General features: G+C 38.3%; 20 protein-coding genes. 11 read left to right on the plus strand and 9 right to left on the minus strand.

What is annotated here, in order from left to right:
- The first annotated feature begins 59 nt into the window (after nucleotides 1-59).
- The gene (locus tag RBH95_RS04895) at nucleotides 60-2,819 is read left to right on the plus strand and encodes a TonB-dependent receptor (protein WP_307901591.1); all 2,760 of its coding nucleotides are present in this window, start codon (nucleotides 60-62) and stop codon (nucleotides 2,817-2,819) included.
- An 86-nt stretch (nucleotides 2,820-2,905) separates the two neighbouring features.
- Here RBH95_RS04895 and RBH95_RS04900 read toward each other — a convergent pair whose 3' ends face one another.
- From RBH95_RS04900 to RBH95_RS04920, 5 genes are read right to left on the minus strand one after another with little or no spacing between them, the layout of a single operon-like run.
- A complete protein-coding gene (locus tag RBH95_RS04900; protein ID WP_307901592.1) occupies nucleotides 2,906-3,766 on the minus strand; it encodes a YgcG family protein in 861 nt (286 codons plus the stop codon).
- A gap of 9 nt (nucleotides 3,767-3,775) precedes the next feature.
- A complete protein-coding gene (locus RBH95_RS04905) occupies nucleotides 3,776-4,225 on the minus strand; it encodes a TPM domain-containing protein (RefSeq protein ID WP_307901593.1) in 450 nt (149 codons plus the stop codon).
- A 1-nt stretch (nucleotide 4,226) separates the two neighbouring features.
- Nucleotides 4,227-4,814, minus strand: coding sequence for a LemA family protein (locus RBH95_RS04910; protein WP_307901594.1), 588 nt, complete (start codon nucleotides 4,812-4,814; stop codon nucleotides 4,227-4,229).
- Between the two features lie 11 nt (nucleotides 4,815-4,825).
- Nucleotides 4,826-5,155 (minus strand): MerR family transcriptional regulator, encoded by a 330-nt coding sequence (locus tag RBH95_RS04915; RefSeq protein WP_053977374.1) that lies wholly within the window; start codon nucleotides 5,153-5,155, stop codon nucleotides 4,826-4,828.
- A gap of 6 nt (nucleotides 5,156-5,161) precedes the next feature.
- Nucleotides 5,162-6,133, minus strand: a complete 972-nt coding sequence (locus RBH95_RS04920) for a M23 family metallopeptidase (RefSeq protein ID WP_307901595.1) — start codon at nucleotides 6,131-6,133, stop codon at nucleotides 5,162-5,164.
- 231 nt (nucleotides 6,134-6,364) lie between these two features.
- Between RBH95_RS04920 and alaS the strand changes: the two genes are divergently transcribed.
- Complete coding sequence (gene alaS / locus RBH95_RS04925) at nucleotides 6,365-8,977, plus strand: alanine--tRNA ligase (protein ID WP_307901596.1); 2,613 nt, start codon at nucleotides 6,365-6,367, stop codon at nucleotides 8,975-8,977.
- 4 nt (nucleotides 8,978-8,981) lie between these two features.
- Entirely contained in the window at nucleotides 8,982-9,932 is a 951-nt protein-coding gene (locus RBH95_RS04930; RefSeq protein ID WP_307901597.1) for a GSCFA domain-containing protein, read from the plus strand.
- 108 nt (nucleotides 9,933-10,040) lie between these two features.
- Here RBH95_RS04930 and RBH95_RS04935 read toward each other — a convergent pair whose 3' ends face one another.
- From RBH95_RS04935 to RBH95_RS04945, 3 genes are all read right to left on the minus strand, one after another.
- A complete protein-coding gene (locus RBH95_RS04935) occupies nucleotides 10,041-10,355 on the minus strand; it encodes a rhodanese-like domain-containing protein (RefSeq protein ID WP_307901598.1) in 315 nt (104 codons plus the stop codon).
- Between the two features lie 403 nt (nucleotides 10,356-10,758).
- On the minus strand, nucleotides 10,759-11,214 hold the full coding sequence (gene coaD, locus RBH95_RS04940) for a pantetheine-phosphate adenylyltransferase (RefSeq protein ID WP_307901599.1): 456 nt from the start codon (nucleotides 11,212-11,214) through the stop codon (nucleotides 10,759-10,761).
- A gap of 42 nt (nucleotides 11,215-11,256) precedes the next feature.
- On the minus strand, nucleotides 11,257-12,243 hold the full coding sequence (locus tag RBH95_RS04945; RefSeq protein ID WP_307901600.1) for a D-alanine--D-alanine ligase: 987 nt from the start codon (nucleotides 12,241-12,243) through the stop codon (nucleotides 11,257-11,259).
- A 149-nt stretch (nucleotides 12,244-12,392) separates the two neighbouring features.
- On the opposite strand from RBH95_RS04945, the gene RBH95_RS04950 reads away from it, so the two are divergent.
- The 4 genes from RBH95_RS04950 (at nucleotide 12,393) to yaaA (ending at nucleotide 15,299) form a co-directional block, all read left to right on the plus strand.
- A complete protein-coding gene (locus RBH95_RS04950) occupies nucleotides 12,393-12,950 on the plus strand; it encodes a PASTA domain-containing protein (protein ID WP_307901601.1) in 558 nt (185 codons plus the stop codon).
- Nucleotides 12,951-12,956: 6 nt separating this feature from the next.
- Nucleotides 12,957-14,003 (plus strand): RluA family pseudouridine synthase, encoded by a 1,047-nt coding sequence (locus RBH95_RS04955; protein ID WP_307901602.1) that lies wholly within the window; start codon nucleotides 12,957-12,959, stop codon nucleotides 14,001-14,003.
- A 66-nt stretch (nucleotides 14,004-14,069) separates the two neighbouring features.
- Nucleotides 14,070-14,438, plus strand: coding sequence for a VOC family protein (locus tag RBH95_RS04960; protein ID WP_253187436.1), 369 nt, complete (start codon nucleotides 14,070-14,072; stop codon nucleotides 14,436-14,438).
- A gap of 102 nt (nucleotides 14,439-14,540) precedes the next feature.
- Nucleotides 14,541-15,299 carry a peroxide stress protein YaaA gene (gene yaaA / locus RBH95_RS04965; RefSeq protein ID WP_307901603.1) on the plus strand — a complete coding sequence of 253 codons (759 nt, stop codon included), beginning with the start codon at nucleotides 14,541-14,543 and terminating at the stop codon, nucleotides 15,297-15,299.
- A gap of 1 nt (nucleotide 15,300) precedes the next feature.
- On the opposite strand, the gene RBH95_RS04970 is transcribed toward yaaA, so the two are convergent.
- A complete protein-coding gene (locus RBH95_RS04970; RefSeq protein WP_307901604.1) occupies nucleotides 15,301-15,432 on the minus strand; it encodes a 30S ribosomal protein THX in 132 nt (43 codons plus the stop codon).
- 66 nt (nucleotides 15,433-15,498) lie between these two features.
- Between RBH95_RS04970 and RBH95_RS04975 the strand changes: the two genes are divergently transcribed.
- The 4 genes from RBH95_RS04975 (at nucleotide 15,499) to RBH95_RS04990 (ending at nucleotide 20,226) form a co-directional block, all read left to right on the plus strand.
- Nucleotides 15,499-16,167 carry a uracil-DNA glycosylase family protein gene (locus tag RBH95_RS04975; RefSeq protein WP_307901605.1) on the plus strand — a complete coding sequence of 223 codons (669 nt, stop codon included), beginning with the start codon at nucleotides 15,499-15,501 and terminating at the stop codon, nucleotides 16,165-16,167.
- Nucleotides 16,168-16,285: 118 nt separating this feature from the next.
- Nucleotides 16,286-17,590, plus strand: coding sequence for a DEAD/DEAH box helicase (locus tag RBH95_RS04980; protein WP_307901606.1), 1,305 nt, complete (start codon nucleotides 16,286-16,288; stop codon nucleotides 17,588-17,590).
- 11 nt (nucleotides 17,591-17,601) lie between these two features.
- Nucleotides 17,602-17,823, plus strand: a complete 222-nt coding sequence (locus tag RBH95_RS04985; protein ID WP_307901607.1) for a VF530 family protein — start codon at nucleotides 17,602-17,604, stop codon at nucleotides 17,821-17,823.
- Nucleotides 17,824-17,979: 156 nt separating this feature from the next.
- On the plus strand, nucleotides 17,980-20,226 hold the full coding sequence (locus RBH95_RS04990) for a T9SS type A sorting domain-containing protein (protein WP_307901608.1): 2,247 nt from the start codon (nucleotides 17,980-17,982) through the stop codon (nucleotides 20,224-20,226).
- The last annotated feature ends 3 nt before the right edge of the window (nucleotides 20,227-20,229 follow it).

Genomic DNA, 20,229 nt, shown 5'->3' on the forward strand with positions numbered 1-20,229 from the left:
AATTAAGTCAGTATTCGTTTCTTTAACAAATCAACCAATCATCAATCAAAAAACAATCAATGAAACAATTGCTATGTGTTTTGGCGCTGTTAAGTGCTGTAATTTGCTATTCCCAAAATTCATTCAAAATCTCTGGAACTGTCGTTTCTCAGGATGATAAAAGTCCTTTGGAAGCTGCTACGGTATATTTGGAACGTATTCAAGATTCTACTTTGGTAACCTACACGATTTCGGATAAAAATGGATATTTCGAAATTCAGGAAAAAACGTATGATGATCATCTTAATTTGGTGATTTCTTATGTGGGACTTGAAGAGTACAAAACCAAAATTGACGTTTCCAAATCACCAATTAATTTAGGTGAAATAGCTATGGAATCGGCCAATTCTTTGGAGGAGGTTGTTATTACGTCGCGAGCGCCAATCACCATCAAAAAAGATACTTTGGAGTTTAATGTAAAGTCCTTTAAAACCAAAAAGGATGCTACCGTAGAGGATTTGTTGAAAGAACTTCCGGGAGTGGAAGTAGATGAAAATGGAAAGATCAAGGTAAATGGAAAGGAAGTGAACAAAATTTTGGTAAACGGAAAGCCTTTCTTTGGGGATGATCCTACCATTACCACCCGAAACTTAACCAAAGAAATCATTGAAAAAATCCAAATTGTAGATACCAAAACCAAATCGGAAGCTTTTACGGGAGAGGAAGGTGATAACGAAAATAAAACCATCAATTTAACCATCAAGGAAGAAAACAATAAAGGTGTTTTTGGTCGACTAGCCGCGGGAGGAGGTACTGATAAACGATATGAATTTGCGGGCATTGTAAATGTATTTGATAATGACCAACGTATTAGTGTACTTGCCGGAGGAAACAATATCAATTCACCTGGTTTTAGTTTTGGTGAAATTGAAAAAATGTTTGGAGGGGGCAGTATGTACATCAGGAGCGATGGCTCTTTTGGAAGCAATGGACGTAGTTTTGGTGGAGGAGAAGGAATTACAGTTTCCAACAACGTGGGGGCTAATTTTGCTGACAAATTGGCGAAAGGAATTGATGTGTCTGCCGATTATTTTTTGGCTGCCAGTAATTCAGATAATGAAATTGTTACCAAGCGGGAAAATATTCTTCCAGATAGAAGGTACTTTACGGAGTCCTATGTAAATTCCAATTCCAACACAGACAATCATAGCTCCAACCTAGAATTTGATATTGAAGTTGATTCCACATTTTTAATTAATGTTAGGCCTTCCTTCAGGATACTGAAATCCCAAACCACCTATTCAAGAGATGAATCGTCTTTGGATGAGTTGGGCGCATTGATTAATGCTTCTAATTCGTCCTCTTATGTAGAAACTACAGGTCGAAATTTTAGTAATGATTTTAATGTAACCAAACGTTTTGGGAATAAAGGGACATTTATAAAATTTGATTTGAATACAGGGTTTAATAGTACTGAAACAGATGATTATTCCAATTCGCAAACCATGTTTGAGGATGATACCCAAAACATAGACAGAGATCAGTATTCTGATGGGAAACAAAATTTTGAAAGTCTTTTTGCTAGGATAGCCTATAGGTTGCCTTTAATTGCCAAAACATTGTTTTTGAATTTTGAATACAGCACAAGAAATGATACAAGAGAGAATGTAAGAAGCACCTTTGATTTTGACGATGCCGCTCAAGATTATATAAATTTTAATGAAGACCTTAGTACCAATTTTAATTACAGCAATAAGCGAAATACACCTTCATTGGGACTATCGTACCAAAAAGAAAAGTGGTCTTTGCGTATGGAGGCCGGATATGTGTTTAGGACTTTGGAAAGCCGCGATGAATTAAGACCTGAAATGAGCTTAAAGCAAAACTTTGAAGCCTTAGAATTAAACGGTCGTTTTCACTATAGGTTCAGTCCTAAATCCTCTATATATTCTGGATACTATTTAAGTAACCAACCACCACAAATTACGCAAATGTCACCATTTCAAGATGTGTCAGACCCTCTAAATATCGTGACTGGAAATCCAAGCTTGGAGCCGGCTAACAGGCATTCTTTTTATGGTGGTTTTAATAGTTTTGACTTTCAAAAGAAAACTGGTTTCTGGGGGTATGCAAGCGTAAATGTTACCGAAAATCAAGTGGTTTCACGGTCTGTAATCGATGAAGATTTGGTTCGGTATACTACCTATGAAAATGTGGATGGAAATTACCGTGTCTATGCAGATGCCAGCTACGCTAAGTCCATTAAGATGGATAGTTTAAAAACATTGAGACTGAGGGTGGGAACCAATACGAATATTTCGCGAGCGGTTAACTTTAACAATGATCAGCAATACGCTGCAAAAAATAGAGCGATTGGTCCCAATGCAAGAATTACATTTACATGGAAGGATATTATGGAGCTGGAGCCTAACTATAGAGTAACCTTTAACAAAAGCACTTATAATCTTGAGAACTTCGATGATCAAGAGTTTATCAGGCATGATTTGGGGATTAGAACCGCCACCTTTTTGCCGAAAAAATTTGAATGGCGCAATGATATAAAATACAGCTATAATCCCAATGTGTCTAGCGGATTTCAAAAAAGTGCTTGGTTTTGGAATTCCACTTTGGCCTATTCGGTATTGAAGGATCAAGGAACAGTCACCTTGAAAGTATATGATCTATTAAATCAAAATACGAATGCCCAACGCACCGCAACCGAGAATTATATTCAAGATAGGCAGAGTAGTGTATTGCAACAGTACTTTATGTTAAGTTTTAGTTGGAAATTTAACAGCCTCGGTAAAAAAGGGGAGATAGATGACTTTGGGGGATTTTAATAAGAAGCGAGCTTTTATAACAAACAAGCAGCCAAAAGGCTGCTTGTTTGTTATAGAGTAATAAATTCATTTTTCTAATCTGTGAGCTACCAGCCGCCGGATGCTCCACCTCCTCCTCCCATGCCGCCACCGAAACCACCTCCGAAACCGCCACCGAAACTTCCTCCTCCAAAACCACCTCCGAAGCTTCCTCCAGAGCGACCACCATAACTGCCTCGTCCCATTTGACTTAAAATAATGGCATCCCAAATATCAAAACCATCACGGTTGCCAGGACCTCGTCCCGAACCACCACCGCCACGCCTGTTTTTTGAAATGGCAATTAGGAAAATAATAAAGATGATTATCATGAAAAGGATGAATCCTACAGGTAGTTCTGAGCCCATAGAATCACCTTGCCTAGATCCTCTATATTCCCCTTCAAGAACTTTAAAAATGGCATCAGTTCCTCTGTTTAAACCGTTGTAAAAATTATTTGATTTAAATTCAGGTATAAATTCTGTTTCAATTATTCTTCGGGACATAGCGTCAGTTAGTAAATGCTCAACTCCATAGCCTGTATTGATGTCTATTTTTCTGTCATCTCTAGCTAATGTAATTAAAACTCCATTGTCCTTATTGGCATCTCCAATTCCCCATTTTTCCAGCCACCTAGCGCCTAAATATCTGATATTTTCACCTTCGGTAGATTTGATAATTACTACTACGATTTGAGTAGAAGTAGTGTCAGAATATTTTATGAGTTTTTGTTCGAGGGTGTTTTTTTCAGATGGAGAAAGAAGGTTTATGTAATCGTAAACGCTTGTTTGTTTTTGTGGTGTATCAGGTATTTCAAACTGGGCAAAACTCCATTGGCAACTGAGTAATAATAGGAATATACATATAAGATATTTAATGTGATTTTGAGAAAACACTTTAAATGTTCTTGGGATATTCGTTTTATACATGGTTGCAGATTATTTTAGTTCTCCTTTTGAAATGTCGTCGGGAAGTTCATTGGTATTGGACTGATCCCAAGGGAAAAATGTTTCCAGTTTTTTACCAGCTTTTAGTACTCCTTCAATTAGTCCTTGTTTGAAATCACCATTTTTAAAATGATGCTGCATTACATTTTTTGTGCTATCCCAAAAATCGTCTTCAACAACATTGTTTATTCCTTGATCTCCGTATATAACAAATTTATGGTCATCTACGGCAACGTAAATGAGTACACCGTTTTGTTGCTTGGTATTGTCCATTTTTAAATAATGGAATATTTCCATAGCTCTTTTGAATAAATCATCAACGGGACAAGAGCGTTCAATGTGGATTCGAATTTCTCCTGAGGTATTTTTTTCAGCTTCTTGAATAGCGCTTATAATTTCGTGCTCCTCTTCTAGTGTTAGAAAATCTTCTACCTTAGACATTTTATTTAAAATCAAATTCTACATCTGGTGCTTTTTCACTACCCTCATCGGCTTTATAGTAAGCCATTTCATGAAATCCAATGAGACTTGTTATAAGTTTTCTAGGCATTTTTCTTACATATTGGTTATAAGGCTCTACAGTTTCATTGAACCGATCTCTTGCAACGTTAATCCGATTTTCAGTCCCCTCCAATTGCGATTGAAGTTCTAAAAAGTTTTGATTAGCTTTAAGTTCAGGGTATTTTTCTACTGTAACCAATAACCGTGAAAGCGCACTGCTTAAACCATTTTGAGCTTGTTGGAAGGCTTCCAAGCTTTCGGGAGTAATATTAGAAGGGTCTATAGTGGTGGAAGTTGCCTTAGCACGGGCTTCAATAACGTCTGTTAAGGTTCCACGCTCAAAATCGGCAGCGCCCTGAACGGTTTTTACCAAATTGCCAATAAGGTCATTCCGACGTTGGTAGGCGCTTTCAACGTCTCCCCAAGTTTTTCTTGTTGATTCCTGTAAATCTACTGCAGTATTATTAATATTAAATCCCCATAATGCTACTAGAACGATAATAATTACCGGAATAAGCCACTTTTTCATAATAGTGTGTTTTAAAGTTGATTCTTGATTTTTATTAGTTGGGCTTTGATGCCCTCTAATTTACTAATTATTTCAAAGGTACTCAGGGATTTTTGGCGTTCTTCTTTCAAATGGGTCTTTGCGCCTTCCAAGGTAAAGCCACGTTCTTTTACCAAATGGTAGATAAACTTGAGGTTATTGATGTCTTCTGGGGTGAATTTTCGGTTGCCCTTGGCATTCTTTTTAGGCTTAATAACGTCAAATTCTTTTTCCCAAAATCTAATTAAAGAGGCGTTTACATTGAAAGCTTTGGCGACTTCTCCTATACTGTAGTAGCGCTTTTCAGGAAGATTGATATGCATAATATATTAATCTAAAGATTGGTTTTCCAAAGAGGCTTTCTCCAGAAGTTTGTTGTATTCTTCTGCAGACAAGTTGCCATAATAGAAGTTGATAGGATTGATGCGGTCATCATCCTTAAACACTTCATAATGTAAGTGGGGCGCTTCAGACCTTCCGGTACTACCTACAAATCCAATCAAGTCGCCGCGTTTTACCTTTTGGTTTCTGCGAACGTTGTATTTGTAAAGGTGGGCGTAAAGGCTCACATAGCCATAGCCGTGGTCTATTCTAATATGGTTTCCATAACCGGTTGATCGGTTGTCGGCTCGAATCACCTTTCCATCTCCTGCAGCGTAAACAGGTGTCCCCCTTGGAGCGGTAAAGTCCATGCCAAAGTGAAACTTCCGCACTTTGGTAAAGGGATCGGTACGGTAACCATAACCAGAGGCCATACGGGTTAAATCCGAATTATTAATTGGCTGGATGGCAGGTATGGAGGCCAAAAGCTTTTCTTTATCCGCGGCCAATTCCGCAATTTCATCCAAAGATTTGGATTGTACTACAATTTGTTTTTGTAGCATATCCATTCGCTTGCTGGTTTCGATTATCAATTTTGAATTATCAAATCCTTCAAGGCCTTTATATCGGTTAATCCCACCAAAACCAGCTCTCCGTTGTTCGTCTGGAATTGGGTTAGCTTCAAAATATAAGCGGTAAATGGTATTGTCCCGCTCCTCAACATTGGCAAGTACCTCTTGGGCTTCGTCCATTTTTTTGTTCAAAAGTTGAAATTGCAATTCCATATTTTGCAATTCGCGGGTAAGCTCACGTTCCTTTGGTGATTGAAAAAACTGGGATGCAATAAAGTTGGAGATGAATCCAAAAAGACCTGCAGCCAAAAGAAACACAAGGGCATACTTGAAGGTGGTGCGTTTTTTGCGCTCTATCTTACGGTACGAAAGGGTTTCTGGATCGTAATAATATTTTACCTTACTCATGTCGCAATTTATAGTATTTTTGCAGTTGAAAATGCCCCTTGAGGGTACATTTTTATTAAGGAACGAACAAACCTACAAAAATATTTCCATTGTAAAATTATAAAAACAAATGCGAATATTTTCAGACGGTGAGCCTCAGGGCCTTAATTTAACAATATATTTGCAAGTAGCGTCAAGGCCGTTTTTGAAGTCTTGATCAAGTTTAAGAATTTAGATTAGCAATTTACATACATGAAATCTCAAGATATCCGTTCGAAGTTTTTAAGTTTTTTCGAAAATAAACAACATGCCATCGTGCCGTCGGCACCCATGGTTTTAAAGGATGACCCTACCTTGATGTTTGTCAATGCCGGAATGGTGCCATTTAAAGAATACTTTTTGGGAAATGCCAAAGTGAAGGAATCCCGTATAGCCGATTCTCAAAAATGTTTACGTGTATCCGGTAAACACAACGATTTGGAAGAGGTAGGATATGATACGTACCACCACACCTTATTTGAAATGTTGGGGAACTGGAGTTTTGGAGATTATTTCAAGAAGGAAGCCATCGCTTGGGCTTGGGAACTGCTTACCGAAGAATTTGGGATTGATAAGGATATCTTGTACGTAACCGTTTTTGAAGGAAGCGAGGACGACAATTTGCCGATGGATCAGGAAGCCTACGATTTCTGGAAAGCCATTGTTCCTGAAGACCGCATTTTAATGGGGAATAAAAAGGATAATTTCTGGGAAATGGGAGATCAAGGGCCTTGTGGACCTTGTAGTGAAATCCATGTGGATATTCGTTCCGCAGAAGAAAAAGCAAAAGTTTCCGGAAAAGATTTGGTGAATATGGACCACCCACAAGTTGTGGAAATTTGGAATCTCGTATTTATGCAGTACAACCGTAAGGCCAACGGAAGTTTGGAAAACTTGCCGAACAAGCACATCGATACCGGAATGGGCTTTGAGCGCTTGTGTATGGTCTTGCAAAATGTACAGTCCAATTACGATACTGATGTGTTCACTCCAATAATTAGAGAGATTGAAACGGTTACAGATAAAGCTTATGGTAAAGATGAAAAGATAGATGTCGCTATTCGAGTGATTGCCGATCACGTGAGAGCCGTGGCGTTTTCCATTGCCGATGGACAGTTGCCAAGCAATACAGGGGCAGGGTATGTAATTAGAAGAATTTTACGTCGTGCTATCCGTTACGGATTCACCTTCTTGGAGCAAAAGGAACCGTTCATTTATAAATTGGCTGAAACCTTGAGCCATCAAATGGGAGAGGCTTTCCCTGAAATTAAGTCTCAAAAGCAACTGGTTTACAACGTGATTCGGGAGGAAGAACAATCTTTCTTAAGAACTTTGGAACAAGGATTATTGTTGTTGGATAAAGTTGTAGAAGAAACAAAGGGAGATGTGGTGTCAGGTGCCAAAACTTTTGAATTGTATGATACTTTTGGATTTCCATTGGATTTAACCCAATTGATTGCCCGTGAAAAAGGATATAGCATTGATGAGGCTGGGTTTGCCACCGAAATGGAAAAACAAAAAAGTCGTTCTAGAGCGGCTTCAGCGGTGGAAGCTTCAGACTGGGTGATTCTGTTGGAAGACGAAGCTGAAGAGTTTATAGGATATGATACGCTCAGCGCTGATGTAAGATTAACCCGTTATAGAAAGGTTACCACCAAAAAGGATGGTGAGCAATACCAATTGGTATTTAATATGACGCCTTTTTATCCGGAAGGAGGAGGTCAAGTTGGAGACCAAGGTTACATAGAAGTACCTAATGGAGATGTGGTCTATGTAATCGATACTAAAAGGGAAAACAATTTGATTATTCACTACACGAAAACACTTCCAAAGCATTTGGATGCCACTTTTAAAGCGGTAGTGAATGAAGAATTGAGACAGCTATCGGCTTCCAACCATACGGCGACACACTTGTTGCACCAAGCATTGCGCACGGTGTTGGGAACTCATGTAGAACAAAAAGGATCTTTGGTAAGCCCAAAATATTTACGATTCGACTTTTCGCATTTTGCAAAGGTAGACAGAGAGCAGTTGAATGCTATTGAAGAATTTGTAAACGCACGTATTCAAGAGAACCTTAAACTAGAAGAGAAACGAAACATTCCAATGCAACAAGCAATCGATGAAGGTGCCATTGCCTTATTTGGTGAAAAGTATGGAGATGCTGTACGTGCCATTCGTTTTGGGAAATCTATGGAGCTTTGTGGTGGTACACACGTATCGCAAACGGGTGATATATGGTATTTCAAAATTAATTCGGAAAGTGCGGTAGCGGCGGGTGTACGTCGTATTGAGGCGATTACCAATGTCGCAGTGAAAAACTATTTTGTGGATGTGGATAAGGATTTTGACGCCTTAAAGCAAACACTTAAAAATCCGAAATCAACGGTGAAAGCTGTGGAAGGTTTGTTGGAAGAAAATACAGCGCTTAAAAAACAGATTGAGCAATTATTAAAAGATAAGGCCAAGAACCTAAAAGGCGACTTGATGAATGAGCTTAAAGAGGTGAATGGTATTCAGTTTCTGGCTAAGGAAGTAGATTTGGATGCTGCCGGAATTAAGGATGTGTCTTTTGAATTAGGTGGGCAATTTGATAATCTGTTCCTATTGTTTGCAACAAAACAGGAGGGTAAAGCCTTATTGTCTTGCTATATTTCCAAGGAAATCGTAGCCGATAAAGGTTTAAATGCTGGTCAAATAGTAAGAGAACTTGGAAAGCATATCCAAGGAGGTGGCGGTGGTCAACCGTTCTTTGCCACAGCGGGAGGTAAGAATCCAGAAGGTATTGCAGCAGCCTTGGAAGCTGCCGTAGGGTACCTGAACTAGATATATGAAACTACAAACAGAAATACCTTTAAAACCCCAACAGCACAACCTGATAGATTACAATTCTAGATTGATTCTGTTGGGGTCTTGTTTTGTTGAAAATATTGGGGAGAAGTTAGGGTATTATAAATTCCAGAATACTTTAAATCCTTTTGGAATTCTGTTCCATCCTTTGGCAATTGAAAGTTTGCTGCTCAACGCTATTAATGACAAAGAATACACAAAAGAAGATGTGTTTTTTCATAATGAGCAATGGCATTGTTATGCGGCGCATTCCAAATTAAGTGCCGCTTCAAAAGAAGAACTGTTGCAAAATTTAAACCTTGCTATTCAACAAACCAAACAAGCACTTGAAGCATCCTCTCATATTGTGATTACGCTGGGAACCGCCTGGATATACCGCTTGATAGAAAGTGATGATGTGGTAGCCAATTGTCATAAGGTACCTCAAAAGAAATTTAGTAAAGAATTATTGTCGGTAGATGCTATTGCTGAATCGTTGCTAGCGATGGTGGCTTTGATCAAAAGTGTGAATTCAAAAGTGTCTGTCATTTTTACGGTGTCCCCCGTAAGACATTTAAAAGATGGTTTTGTAGAAAACACCCAAAGCAAGGCGCATTTAATAAGTGCAGTTCACGAAGTAGTAGAGCCAAGGCAGCAAACCCACTATTTTCCTTCGTATGAAATTGTCATGGATGAATTGCGCGATTACCGTTTTTATGCTGAAGATATGGTACATCCTAATTCTACGGCTATTAATTATGTGTGGGAGCGGTTTAAGAAGGTGTGGTTAAATGTTAGTACAGAACCTACAATGAAGATTGTGGATACGGTTCAAAAAGGGATCTTGCATAGACCTTTCAATCCAAATTCCGAAGCACATCAAGCGTTTTTAAAGTCTCTTACAGAAAAACAGGAACAGCTTGTAGCTCAATATCCGTTTATGGAATTTTAGATAATTGTGCCATCAAGAAATAAAACAAAAAGCCCGAGTCAATCATCCCTCGGGCTTTTCCATCTTTCAAAATCATGAACAAACTATGTAATCAATCAAGTTTTCTGTTTATACAAGTTCCAATTTTCTGCTCAAGTTCAACCAGCCTCCACCGTTGACAACTTCAATGCCATGGCTTTTTAGAACGCTTGCCGCAGAACCTGAACGCATACCGCTGGCGCAACAGGTAATAATTGGTTTGTTGAATTTTTTGATGTCTTTAATTTTGGTCGCTATTTGGGGTAATGGAATATTTTTAGAGCCGGGAATGGCACCTCCATTGTACTCTCCAACGCTTCTTACATCAATAATTATAGCTCCATTGTCATAAAGAGCCTTTAATTCATCAGATTTATTTCCGAATAACATATCTAAAATTCCCATATTCATTTTTATTTTGAGCAAAGTAACGCATTGTTTTTTATCGAGAACGTGACTAAGGTTACATTAGCTGCTTGAAAATGAAATTATTACAAGATGAGTTTTGATGTGTAATATTCTATTATTGAGAGAATTGTATGGCTTTTAAAATGCGTTTATTGGGAGAATTAACCAATTTTATCGGTGAACTGCAATATTCGATTTGTAGGATTACGCTTAATCTTTTTTAATTGCTTCTCGTCGAAAAAACTTAAGGTTGAGGGGATTATGTTATATATTAGTCTTGCTATTAATCAATTTTTTAAAAAGGCGTCAGTTATATTTTTTGCGTGGCAAGAATGATCTGATGCTTTTTTTTGTTCCAAATCCAAAACCAACCAGCTAAGTTTTTCGTATTCAATTTTGGTTACTTCAGCTTAACGCTATCGGGGACCAAAACGGTGTAATCCCCATGGTTTCTTATCACATCTCTCACAATGGATGAAGAAATGAAGGAGGTTCTTGCAGAGGTAAGTAAAAACACAGTTTCTATTCTCGAAAGTTTTCTGTTGGTATGAGCAATGGCTTTTTCAAACTCAAAATCGGCAGGGTTACGTAAGCCTCTCAAAATAAATTGGGCATCTATCTCTTTCGAAAAATCACTGGTGAGCCCTTCATATGTAACCACTTTTACTTTAGGCTCGTCCTTGAAGGCATCCTCGATAAACTGTTTACGTTCTTCCAATGAAAACATATAGGACTTGTCAGAATTGATGCCAATGGCTACCACTACTTCGTCAAAAAGTTTTACACCTCTTAGGATAATATCATAGTGCCCTAGAGTAATAGGGTCAAAGGAACCAGGGAAAATTGCGCGTCTCATTATAGTTGTTAAGCGGTTACAGCATCAAAGATACTTAATAATTTAAGAGTGTTGGGTTTTAAGGCTTTCCTCGATGGCATTTTCAAACAGTTCGCCTAAGCTTATTCCTGCTGCTGCCGCCTGTTGCGGGAGGATACTCGCTTTTGTAAGCCCAGGTACTGTATTTATTTCCAATAAATGGGGTTCATCATCTTTAAAGATATATTCACTTCGGCTAAACCCTTTCATTTTTAAAATCTCATAGACTTTTTTGGCAATGGCTTTTACTTTGTCAGCCTGTTCTTTAGATATGCGGGCAGGTGTAATTTCCTGTGATTCTCCAAGGTATTTAGCCTTATAGTCAAAAAAGTCGTTGTTGCTGACGATTTCGGTAATAGGAAGTACAGTAACGTCTCCTTTATAGGTTATCACACCAACGGATACTTCGGTGCCGTCCAAAAACGATTCTATGATAATTTCGTCATCTTCCTTAAAGGCCACCTCGAGTGCATTTTGGATTTCCTCTTTCTTATAAACTTTAGTAATGCCAAAACTACTGCCGGCCTTGTTGGCCTTAACAAAACAAGGTAGGCCTACTTTATCTATGATTTCATCTTCATTAACAGCATCTCCTTCATTGAGATAGTAGGAATTGGCTGTTTTTATACCGTAAGGCTTTAAGGTACTTAGGCAGTCACGTTTGTTAAAGGTCAATGCAGCTTGGTACATGCCGCAGCTGGTATGTGGTATTTTCAAAAGCTCTAAATACCCTTGCATGTAACCATCTTCTCCCGGCGTACCGTGGATGGCATTAAAAACACAATCAAACTGGATTTTATTCCCTTCAACCATCACGCTAAAGTCATTTTTGTCTACAGGGACTTCGTTGTTTTGTTCGTCTACAAATACCCATTTATCCTTAAAAATGTGGATGCGATAAGCAATGTAAAGTTCTGGGTTCAGGGTTTCATAAACCACCTGACCACTCTTTAGGGATATTTCATATTCGCTAGAATATCCGCCCATTATAATGGCAATATGTTTCTTCATGATAAAGTCCCCGAAGGGAGTGAAATTCTTGATAAATAATCTTTAAACGCTCCTAGAACGTATGTAATATTAGTAAAGCTAAATTAGCATATTAAAGGAAAAGAAAAAACCTTTGAGTTTTATATATTTGCCTAACTTAAAATGATTGCATGAGTCTTGTAAAGTTTCTTACCAGTAAAGTTTTTTTAAAACAATTAGCCCTAGCCTTAGCCGTAATATTAGTGTTGTGTTTTTTAATCCTGCAATGGCTAAAAAGTACTACCAATCATGGTGAATTTGTGGAAGTTCCAGAATTAAAAGGAAAAACTCTTGAAACGGTAGAAATTCAATTAAGCGATCGAACTTTACGTATGGAAATTCAGGACTCTGCCAATTACAATCCAGATTATCCAAAATATTCGGTAATTGAGCAATACCCATTGGCAGGAACCCAAGTAAAGGAAAACCGTAAGATTTATGTAATATTGAACCCATCTGGCTATCGTAAGGTAGCAGTGCCAGATATCGTTAGACGTACATTCCGTCAAGCCAAACCTACTTTGGAAGCCTTAGGTTTTGAAGTTGGAAAAATTAGGTATGAAGACGATTTGGGTAAAGATGAAGTAATAGATGTAGAATTTGAAGGCCAACCTATAAAAGCAGGAGAAATGTTGCCATTGACTTCTAAGATTGATTTGGTATTGGGTAACGGAAACAGGGCAGAATAAAAGATTATGACAGACCAACATACGCCTATAGAAGAGAATGATGATGAGTTGTATGAGCACCATGCATTTACTGTAAAAACTGGCCAACAACCGCTTCGTATCGATAAATATTTGATGAATTTTATCGAGAATGCTACGCGCAACAAAATTCAAGCGGCCGCCAAAAACGGTAATATTTATGTAAATGACGTTCCGGTAAAGGCCAACTATAAGGTGAAGCCTTTTGATAATATTCGTGTATTATTTGAGTATCCGCCTTACGAAGAGCTTTTGACGCCGGAAAACATTCCTTTGGATATTGTTTATGAAGACGACCAACTGCTGGTGGTTAACAAACCTGCGGGTTTGGTGGTACATCCTGGGCACGGCAATTACTCCGGAACCTTAATCAATGCCCTTATTTATCATTTTGAAAACTTGCCTAACAATTCCAGTAACCGCCCTGGTTTGGTACACCGTATTGATAAAGACACTAGTGGTTTGTTGGTAGTGGCCAAGACAGAAGAGGCTATGGCACATTTAACCAAGCAATTTTTTGATAAAACCAGTGAGCGTGAATACGTAGCTTTGGTTTGGGGAAATGTGGAAGAAGATGAAGGCACTGTTGAGGGCAATATTGGTAGACATCCTAAAAACCGTTTGCAAAATACTGTTTTTGAAGAAGAGGATGAAGATAAAGGAAAACCTGCTGTAACCCATTATAAAGTGCTGGAGCGCTTTGGGTATGTAACGATGATTTCCTGCAAGTTGGAAACAGGCCGTACACACCAAATTCGTGTCCACATGAAGCACATTGGGCACACCCTTTTTAATGACGAACGCTATGGTGGCGAACGTATTTTGAAAGGAACTACATTCACTAAATACAAACAGTTTGTAGAAAATTGTTTTAAGGTGCTTCCTAGGCAGGCATTGCATGCTAAAACGTTGGGGTTTAGCCATCCAACGACCGGAGAGTTCATGCATTTTAATGCTGAAATTCCGGAAGATATGCTTCAATGTATTGAAAAATGGAGGGTTTACGCCAAACACCAAAATTTGGATATTGAATAGGTTCCTTCGGTAAATTAATAGATCTTTTTTAGTAAATTCATAGGGTAATTCAAACCAATTATCCGTATGAAATTGTATAACCTTGTGCCAATGCTGTATACTGAAGATGTGGAAGCCACCATTCAGTTTTATACAAGTCAGTTGGGGTTTGTTTGTGATGCTTTTGATGAAGTCACTAAATGGGCCTCCATACACCGAGACGGTGTAGAATTGATTCTTACCAAACCAAATGATATGGTGCCCTTCAATAAAGCTGAGTTTACGGGCTCTTTCTACATAAGGACAGTGAACGTTGATACGCTTTGGCAAACGGTTAAAGACAATGTAGAGGTGTGTTATCCCATTGATAATTTCCAGTGCAGTATGCGGGAATTTGCCATTTACGACAACAATGGTTATGTATTGCAGTTTGGGGAGGAATTGACCCTAAATTAATTCTTATAATTATTTTTGCTTATACTGCCATAGAAAATATAGAATCCCAAAATTGAAAAATAGATACGGTAATTGTAATTTTGGGACAACAAAAAACTAAGCATGAAATTAGTATTATCACCTGCAAAATCATTAGACCTCGAAAGTCAACTACCTACGCAACAATTCACAGAAGCCTGTTTCCTGAAACAAGCCGAACGGTTGAACAAGTTATTGAAGAAGAAATCGGCCAAAAGCTTATCTCAACTTATGAAGATTTCCGATAATTTGGGACAGTTGAATTACGAGCGCAACCAAGAATGGCAATTGCCTTTTACGGCAGAGAACGCAAGGCCATCGGTGTATGCTTTTAGCGGTGATGTATACAGAGGATTGGATGCCTATACCATTCCTCAGGATAACATAGAAAAACTTCAAAATACGGTTCGCATTCTTTCGGGATTGTACGGAATTTTAAAGCCATTGGATTTAATGCAGCCTTATCGTTTGGAGATGGGCACAAAATTTCCCGTAGGAAAGAACAAAAACCTCTATGAATTTTGGAAGAAGGAAATTACCAATGCCCTAAATGATGAATTGGAAGAGGGGGAATTGTTTGTAAATCTTGCCAGCAACGAATATTTTAAGGCTATTGATACCAAAGCTCTAAAAGTGCCTGTAATTACTTGTACATTCAAGGATTTCAAAAATGGCGAATACAAGATGATCATGACCTTTGCAAAATTGGCCAGAGGGTACATGACGCGATATATTATTGATACCGATGCCAAGACCTTGGATGATTTAAAAGGTTTCAATTATGAAGGCTATGGATATAGCGAAACTATGTCTTCTGAAACCGAATTGGTATTTACCAGATAGGCTAAACTTTAGATTTTTTGTTCACGTTGATTTTGTCTTCAGTTTTTTGACGTTTCTTTATTTTAGGACGCAGGACACCGTGGGTGCCTCGATGGATTTTGCCACGTTTGGTTTTCATATCGCCTTTTCCCATAATATTTAGATTTTAAGGTTAATGGATTTTCTTTTATATTACAATAAAAACCTATGAAAAGCAAATTTGTTTCTGCACCAACATCCATACCCGCCTTTTATTTTTGAAGATACTACCAAACTCATTGTGGGTACGTTGCCGCCGCCACGTTTTTCAATGGGTGAGTTGTTGGAAAAGGATGTTGACTTTTGTTATGGAAGTTATTACAACTCTTTGTGGTTGTATATAGATGTCATTCATAATCTGAATCTTCGTTATGACAATTCCCGCGCAGCTGTGGAAGAGCGTAAGCAGTTCTTGCGTCAACATAAAATAGGGGTTTGTGATATTGTGGAAAGTGCCCAACGGGAAAAACTCGATGCTTCCGATTTGGGCATGACCAATATCAAATTGAGGGATGTAATTGGCTATTTAAAGAAATACCCCAATATCAACACATTATTGTTTACAGGAGGGAATAGCAAGAACGGCCCAGAATATTTCTTCAGAAGGCATTGCAAGGAATATGATATTAAACTACAGTCTGTAGAAACCGAAGTGCCACGCATCCATTCATTTCAATTAAAAGATAAAAATGAAGAAGTTCGGGTGATTAAGACGGTTTCCTTGACTTCAGCTTCTGGTTCAGCCAACAGAGCTATTGGGAGTATGCCTCTTTATCAACAACTCAAAGCTAAAAATCCAGACTTTACCACTTTCGATTTTAGGGTGCTACAGTATCGTGAGTTTTTTTAGGATTTATATTCTTTACCAAATTCTTGTAGAGGAATAGCATAATAAAAATTACCGTACCTTTGCCGCTTGATAAAAAGAATGACGCTACACTATAGATTGTCATTTCCAAACAATTTATATGTCATTTAAAGCACTCGGGCTAACAGAAGCCATCTTAAAAGCGGTAGATAAAAAAGGATATACCGAACCGTCTCCAATTCAACAAAAAGCAATTCCATCTATTTTGGAAGGGAAAGATGTCTTGGCATCGGCGCAAACCGGTACCGGAAAAACCGCAGGGTTTACTTTGCCAATGTTGCACTTGTTGTCTCAAGAGACTCCTTTAAGAAATCGCCCAATTCGTGCCTTGGTGTTGACGCCTACGCGGGAATTGGCGGCTCAAGTACATGATAACGTTAAAGAGTATAGCACGTTTCTGGATATTAAATCTGCCGTTATTTTTGGAGGGGTTAACCAAAATCCACAAGTGGCAACCTTAAGAAGAGGTGTTGACGTATTGATTGCTACTCCAGGGAGATTGATGGACTTGCACAATCAAAAGCTATTGTCTTTGGCCAAAGTGGAATTCTTCGTGTTGGATGAAGCTGACCGCATGTTGGACATGGGTTTTTTACGCGACATTGAAAAAATCATGAAAATGATTCCTGCCAAGCGTCAAAACTTATTGTTTTCGGCTACCTTTTCGAAGGATATCAAAAAATTGGCCCATAGTATTTTGAACCACCCTGTTCAAGTGGAGGCAACTCCGGAAAATTCAACAGCCGAAGCGATTAATCAAAAAGTCTATCGCGTTGCCAAAGGCAAAAAAACAGGCTTGATTATAAAGTTGATCAAAGATGGAAATTGGCAACAGGTTTTGGTCTTTACCCGTACCAAACATGGCGCTAACAAACTTGCCAAAAAGATGATTTCTAGCGGTATTACGGCAGCGGCTATCCATGGTAATAAAAGTCAAGGAGCTCGCACCAAGGCTTTGGCAGGCTTTAAGGATGGGAGCATCAATGTGTTGGTGGCAACGGATATTGCAGCCCGAGGATTAGACATTCCGTTATTGCCTCATGTGGTAAACTTTGAACTGCCAAATATTTCTGAAGATTACGTCCATCGTATAGGAAGAACTGGTAGAGCTGGTGCTAGTGGTGAGGCCATTTCTTTGGTAAGCGCTGATGAAACCTCCTATTTGAAGGACATAGAAAAGTTGGTAGGAGAGAAGATTCCTGTGGAAATATTGGAAGGCTTTGAACCTGATCCTAATGCGTCTACAGAGCCTATTAAACCTGGGCAAGGGAACAGAAATCAGAAATCACGCCGACCAAAAACTGGCCAAGGGAATTCTAAAAGTGAAGGGGCAAAGAAGGCCACATCCAAAAATAAAAAGCCAAAACGTTATAGAGGAAGACGATCCAACGAATCCCGTAACTAATTTTTGAAATCATGGAGCAGCCCAATAACCCATTACACGGTATCACTTTAAAACAAATGGTGACTGAACTTCAGGAACATTATGGTTGGGAGTACATGGGGTATATGGTCAATATTCGCTGCTTTACACATAATCCTTCCATTAAATCAAGTTTGACATTTCTTAGACGAACACCTTGGGCAAGGGCCAAAGTAGAAGAATTGTATCTGGAAATGTCGCAGAATAGGAGATAGGTTTTTCAGAATTGTAAAAAAAATCTAATCCAAAAAGTGCATAATTTGGTTTCATAGGTTGTTGTAAAGAAGGAATTTAGAGTTTTGTTAAACTTCCGGTCTTTAAAGTTTTATGGTATTCAAATATTTTCTATTTTGTAGGAAAATTAACCATCCATGAAGCAAGTCTACCTTTTTTTTGTTTGTTGTCTTTTTTGGGCAACGGCAAACGCTCAATTTGTATATGTACCCGACCAAAACTTAAGGAATATTTTGATAAACACCAACTGCGTTGATAGTAATGGAGATGGCACCTATAATACCGATGTGGACACTAATAATAATGGATTTATTGAAGTTTCCGAAGCATTGGCGGTAACTAAATTAAAGTTGGAATCTTTAGGGACTAATGAAGTTGAGATTGATGAGATGAGTATTGTAGATCCTACAGGGTTAGCAGCACTTACAAACCTTACTTACTTTGATGTTAATGATCAACCCAATTTGAATACGCTTCCTTTAAATTATGAATCTTTAGAGTATTTAATATTGGGAAATGTGGGAATTGAGAGTTTGGATACCAGTAGTTTAGGAGATTTGATTATGTTAGGTATCAATAATACTGATATTGTCAATCTATATTTTAACTCGGAAATTACTATTCAATATGTAATGATTTATTTTAATGAACTCCTAGAAACCATTGATTTGGGAGAGGACTTTACTGCCGAAGGATTTTTTTGTCATTCCAATCCAATTCTTTCTGAATTGGATATGGGGGGGTACAACAAACCTGACAGTTATGAATATAATCAAATTCAAATTGCCTCAAATGAAAACCTAGCGTATTTAAATTTTAAAAACGGAACCAATAATCAGTTTTTATGGGAAATTCCACCTTTTGCAGATCCAGATACTCATATGGAAGTCTTTGATTTGCCAAACCTAGAATTGGTTTGTGTGGACAATCTTAATTCAGGTGTTGCTATAGGAATTACAGAGTCTTTGGACAATTTTGTAAACTTTACCGAGTACTGCAATTTTATACCGGGAGGTTCAAAGTTCACAGTGAGTGGACAAAATTATATCGATTATAATGGGGATGGGTGTGATGAGGCAGATACTCCCTATTATAATTTACCAATGCACATTTCAAATGGTACGGTAGAGGATGTCTCTTATAATTATGGGAATAGTTTGGGTGCCAATTATAGCATTCCTTTACCAGAAGGAAGTTATGTCATCACGCCTCAATTGGAAAATGATGCCTATTTTACAGTGGAACCAGAAAGTTTGACAGTAGATTTTATTACTGATCCAATAGATGTGGTTCAGGATTTTTGTATCACGCCCATTGGTGACTTTAATGATTTGGAGGTTTCTTTAATTCCTTTGAACCAAGCAAGACCAGGTTTTGAAGCTGATTACAAAGTCATCTGCAAGAATAAGGGAACAACTGCTTTATCTGGTGATGTCACTTTGAGTTTTGATGCCAATGTCATGTCCGTAGTGGAAACTACGCCGGTATCATTCAATGAAAATGAAGGCGAGCTGTTATGGGGTTTTATGGATCTTGTCCCTTTCCAAACCGAACAGTTTTATATCACCATGCTTCTCAATACACCAACCGATACTGATTTCCCTTTATTGGGAGGAGAGGTTTTGGAGTTTACGGCTGTATTGGAATTTGAGGGAACGGATGAAACTCCTGAAGACAATACAGCTAACTTATTTCAAACTGTTGTCAATTCTTTCGATCCTAATGACAAGACCTGCCTTGAGGGGGCAAGCATTACCGAATCACAAGTTGGGGATTATGTTACTTATGTGGTACGTTTTGAAAATACAGGAACCGCCAGCGCCATCAATGTGGTGGTGAAGGATTATATAGATACCGATAAGTATGACGTGTCATCGTTAATGCCTTTGGATGCTAGTCATGAGTTTTACACACGTATCACAGAAGGCAATAAATTGGAGTTTATTTTTGAGGATATCAACCTTCCTTTTGAAGATGCCACCAACGATGGTTTTGTGGCTTTCAAACTAAAGACCTTGTCCACTTTGCAGCCTGGGGATGAGTTTAGCAATGAAGCCGAAATTTATTTTGATTACAATGCCGCTATCCATACCAATAATGCTACTACGGTTGTGGAAGATGCCCTATCGATTGAGGAGATTTCAAAAGAAGGAATTGTATCAGTGTATCCCAACCCTGTGTCAAATGTGCTGAATTTTAGAACTAGTGAATCCCTTCTGTCATTAGCCATCTATGACCTTCAGGGAAGGTTGGTGAAACAAAAAGACATAACCCAAGGAGTAGGGAATTTTAAATGTGATGTATCCAACCTGTCCAAAGGGATGTATACCGTGCAAGCAAAGACTGCAAAAGGAGAGCAGTTTTTGAAAGTCATTAAAAATTAAAAA

Origin of the sequence: Mangrovimonas sp. YM274 (assembly GCF_030908385.1) — a bacterium.
Taxonomy (GTDB): Bacteria; Bacteroidota; Bacteroidia; order Flavobacteriales; family Flavobacteriaceae; genus Mangrovimonas_A.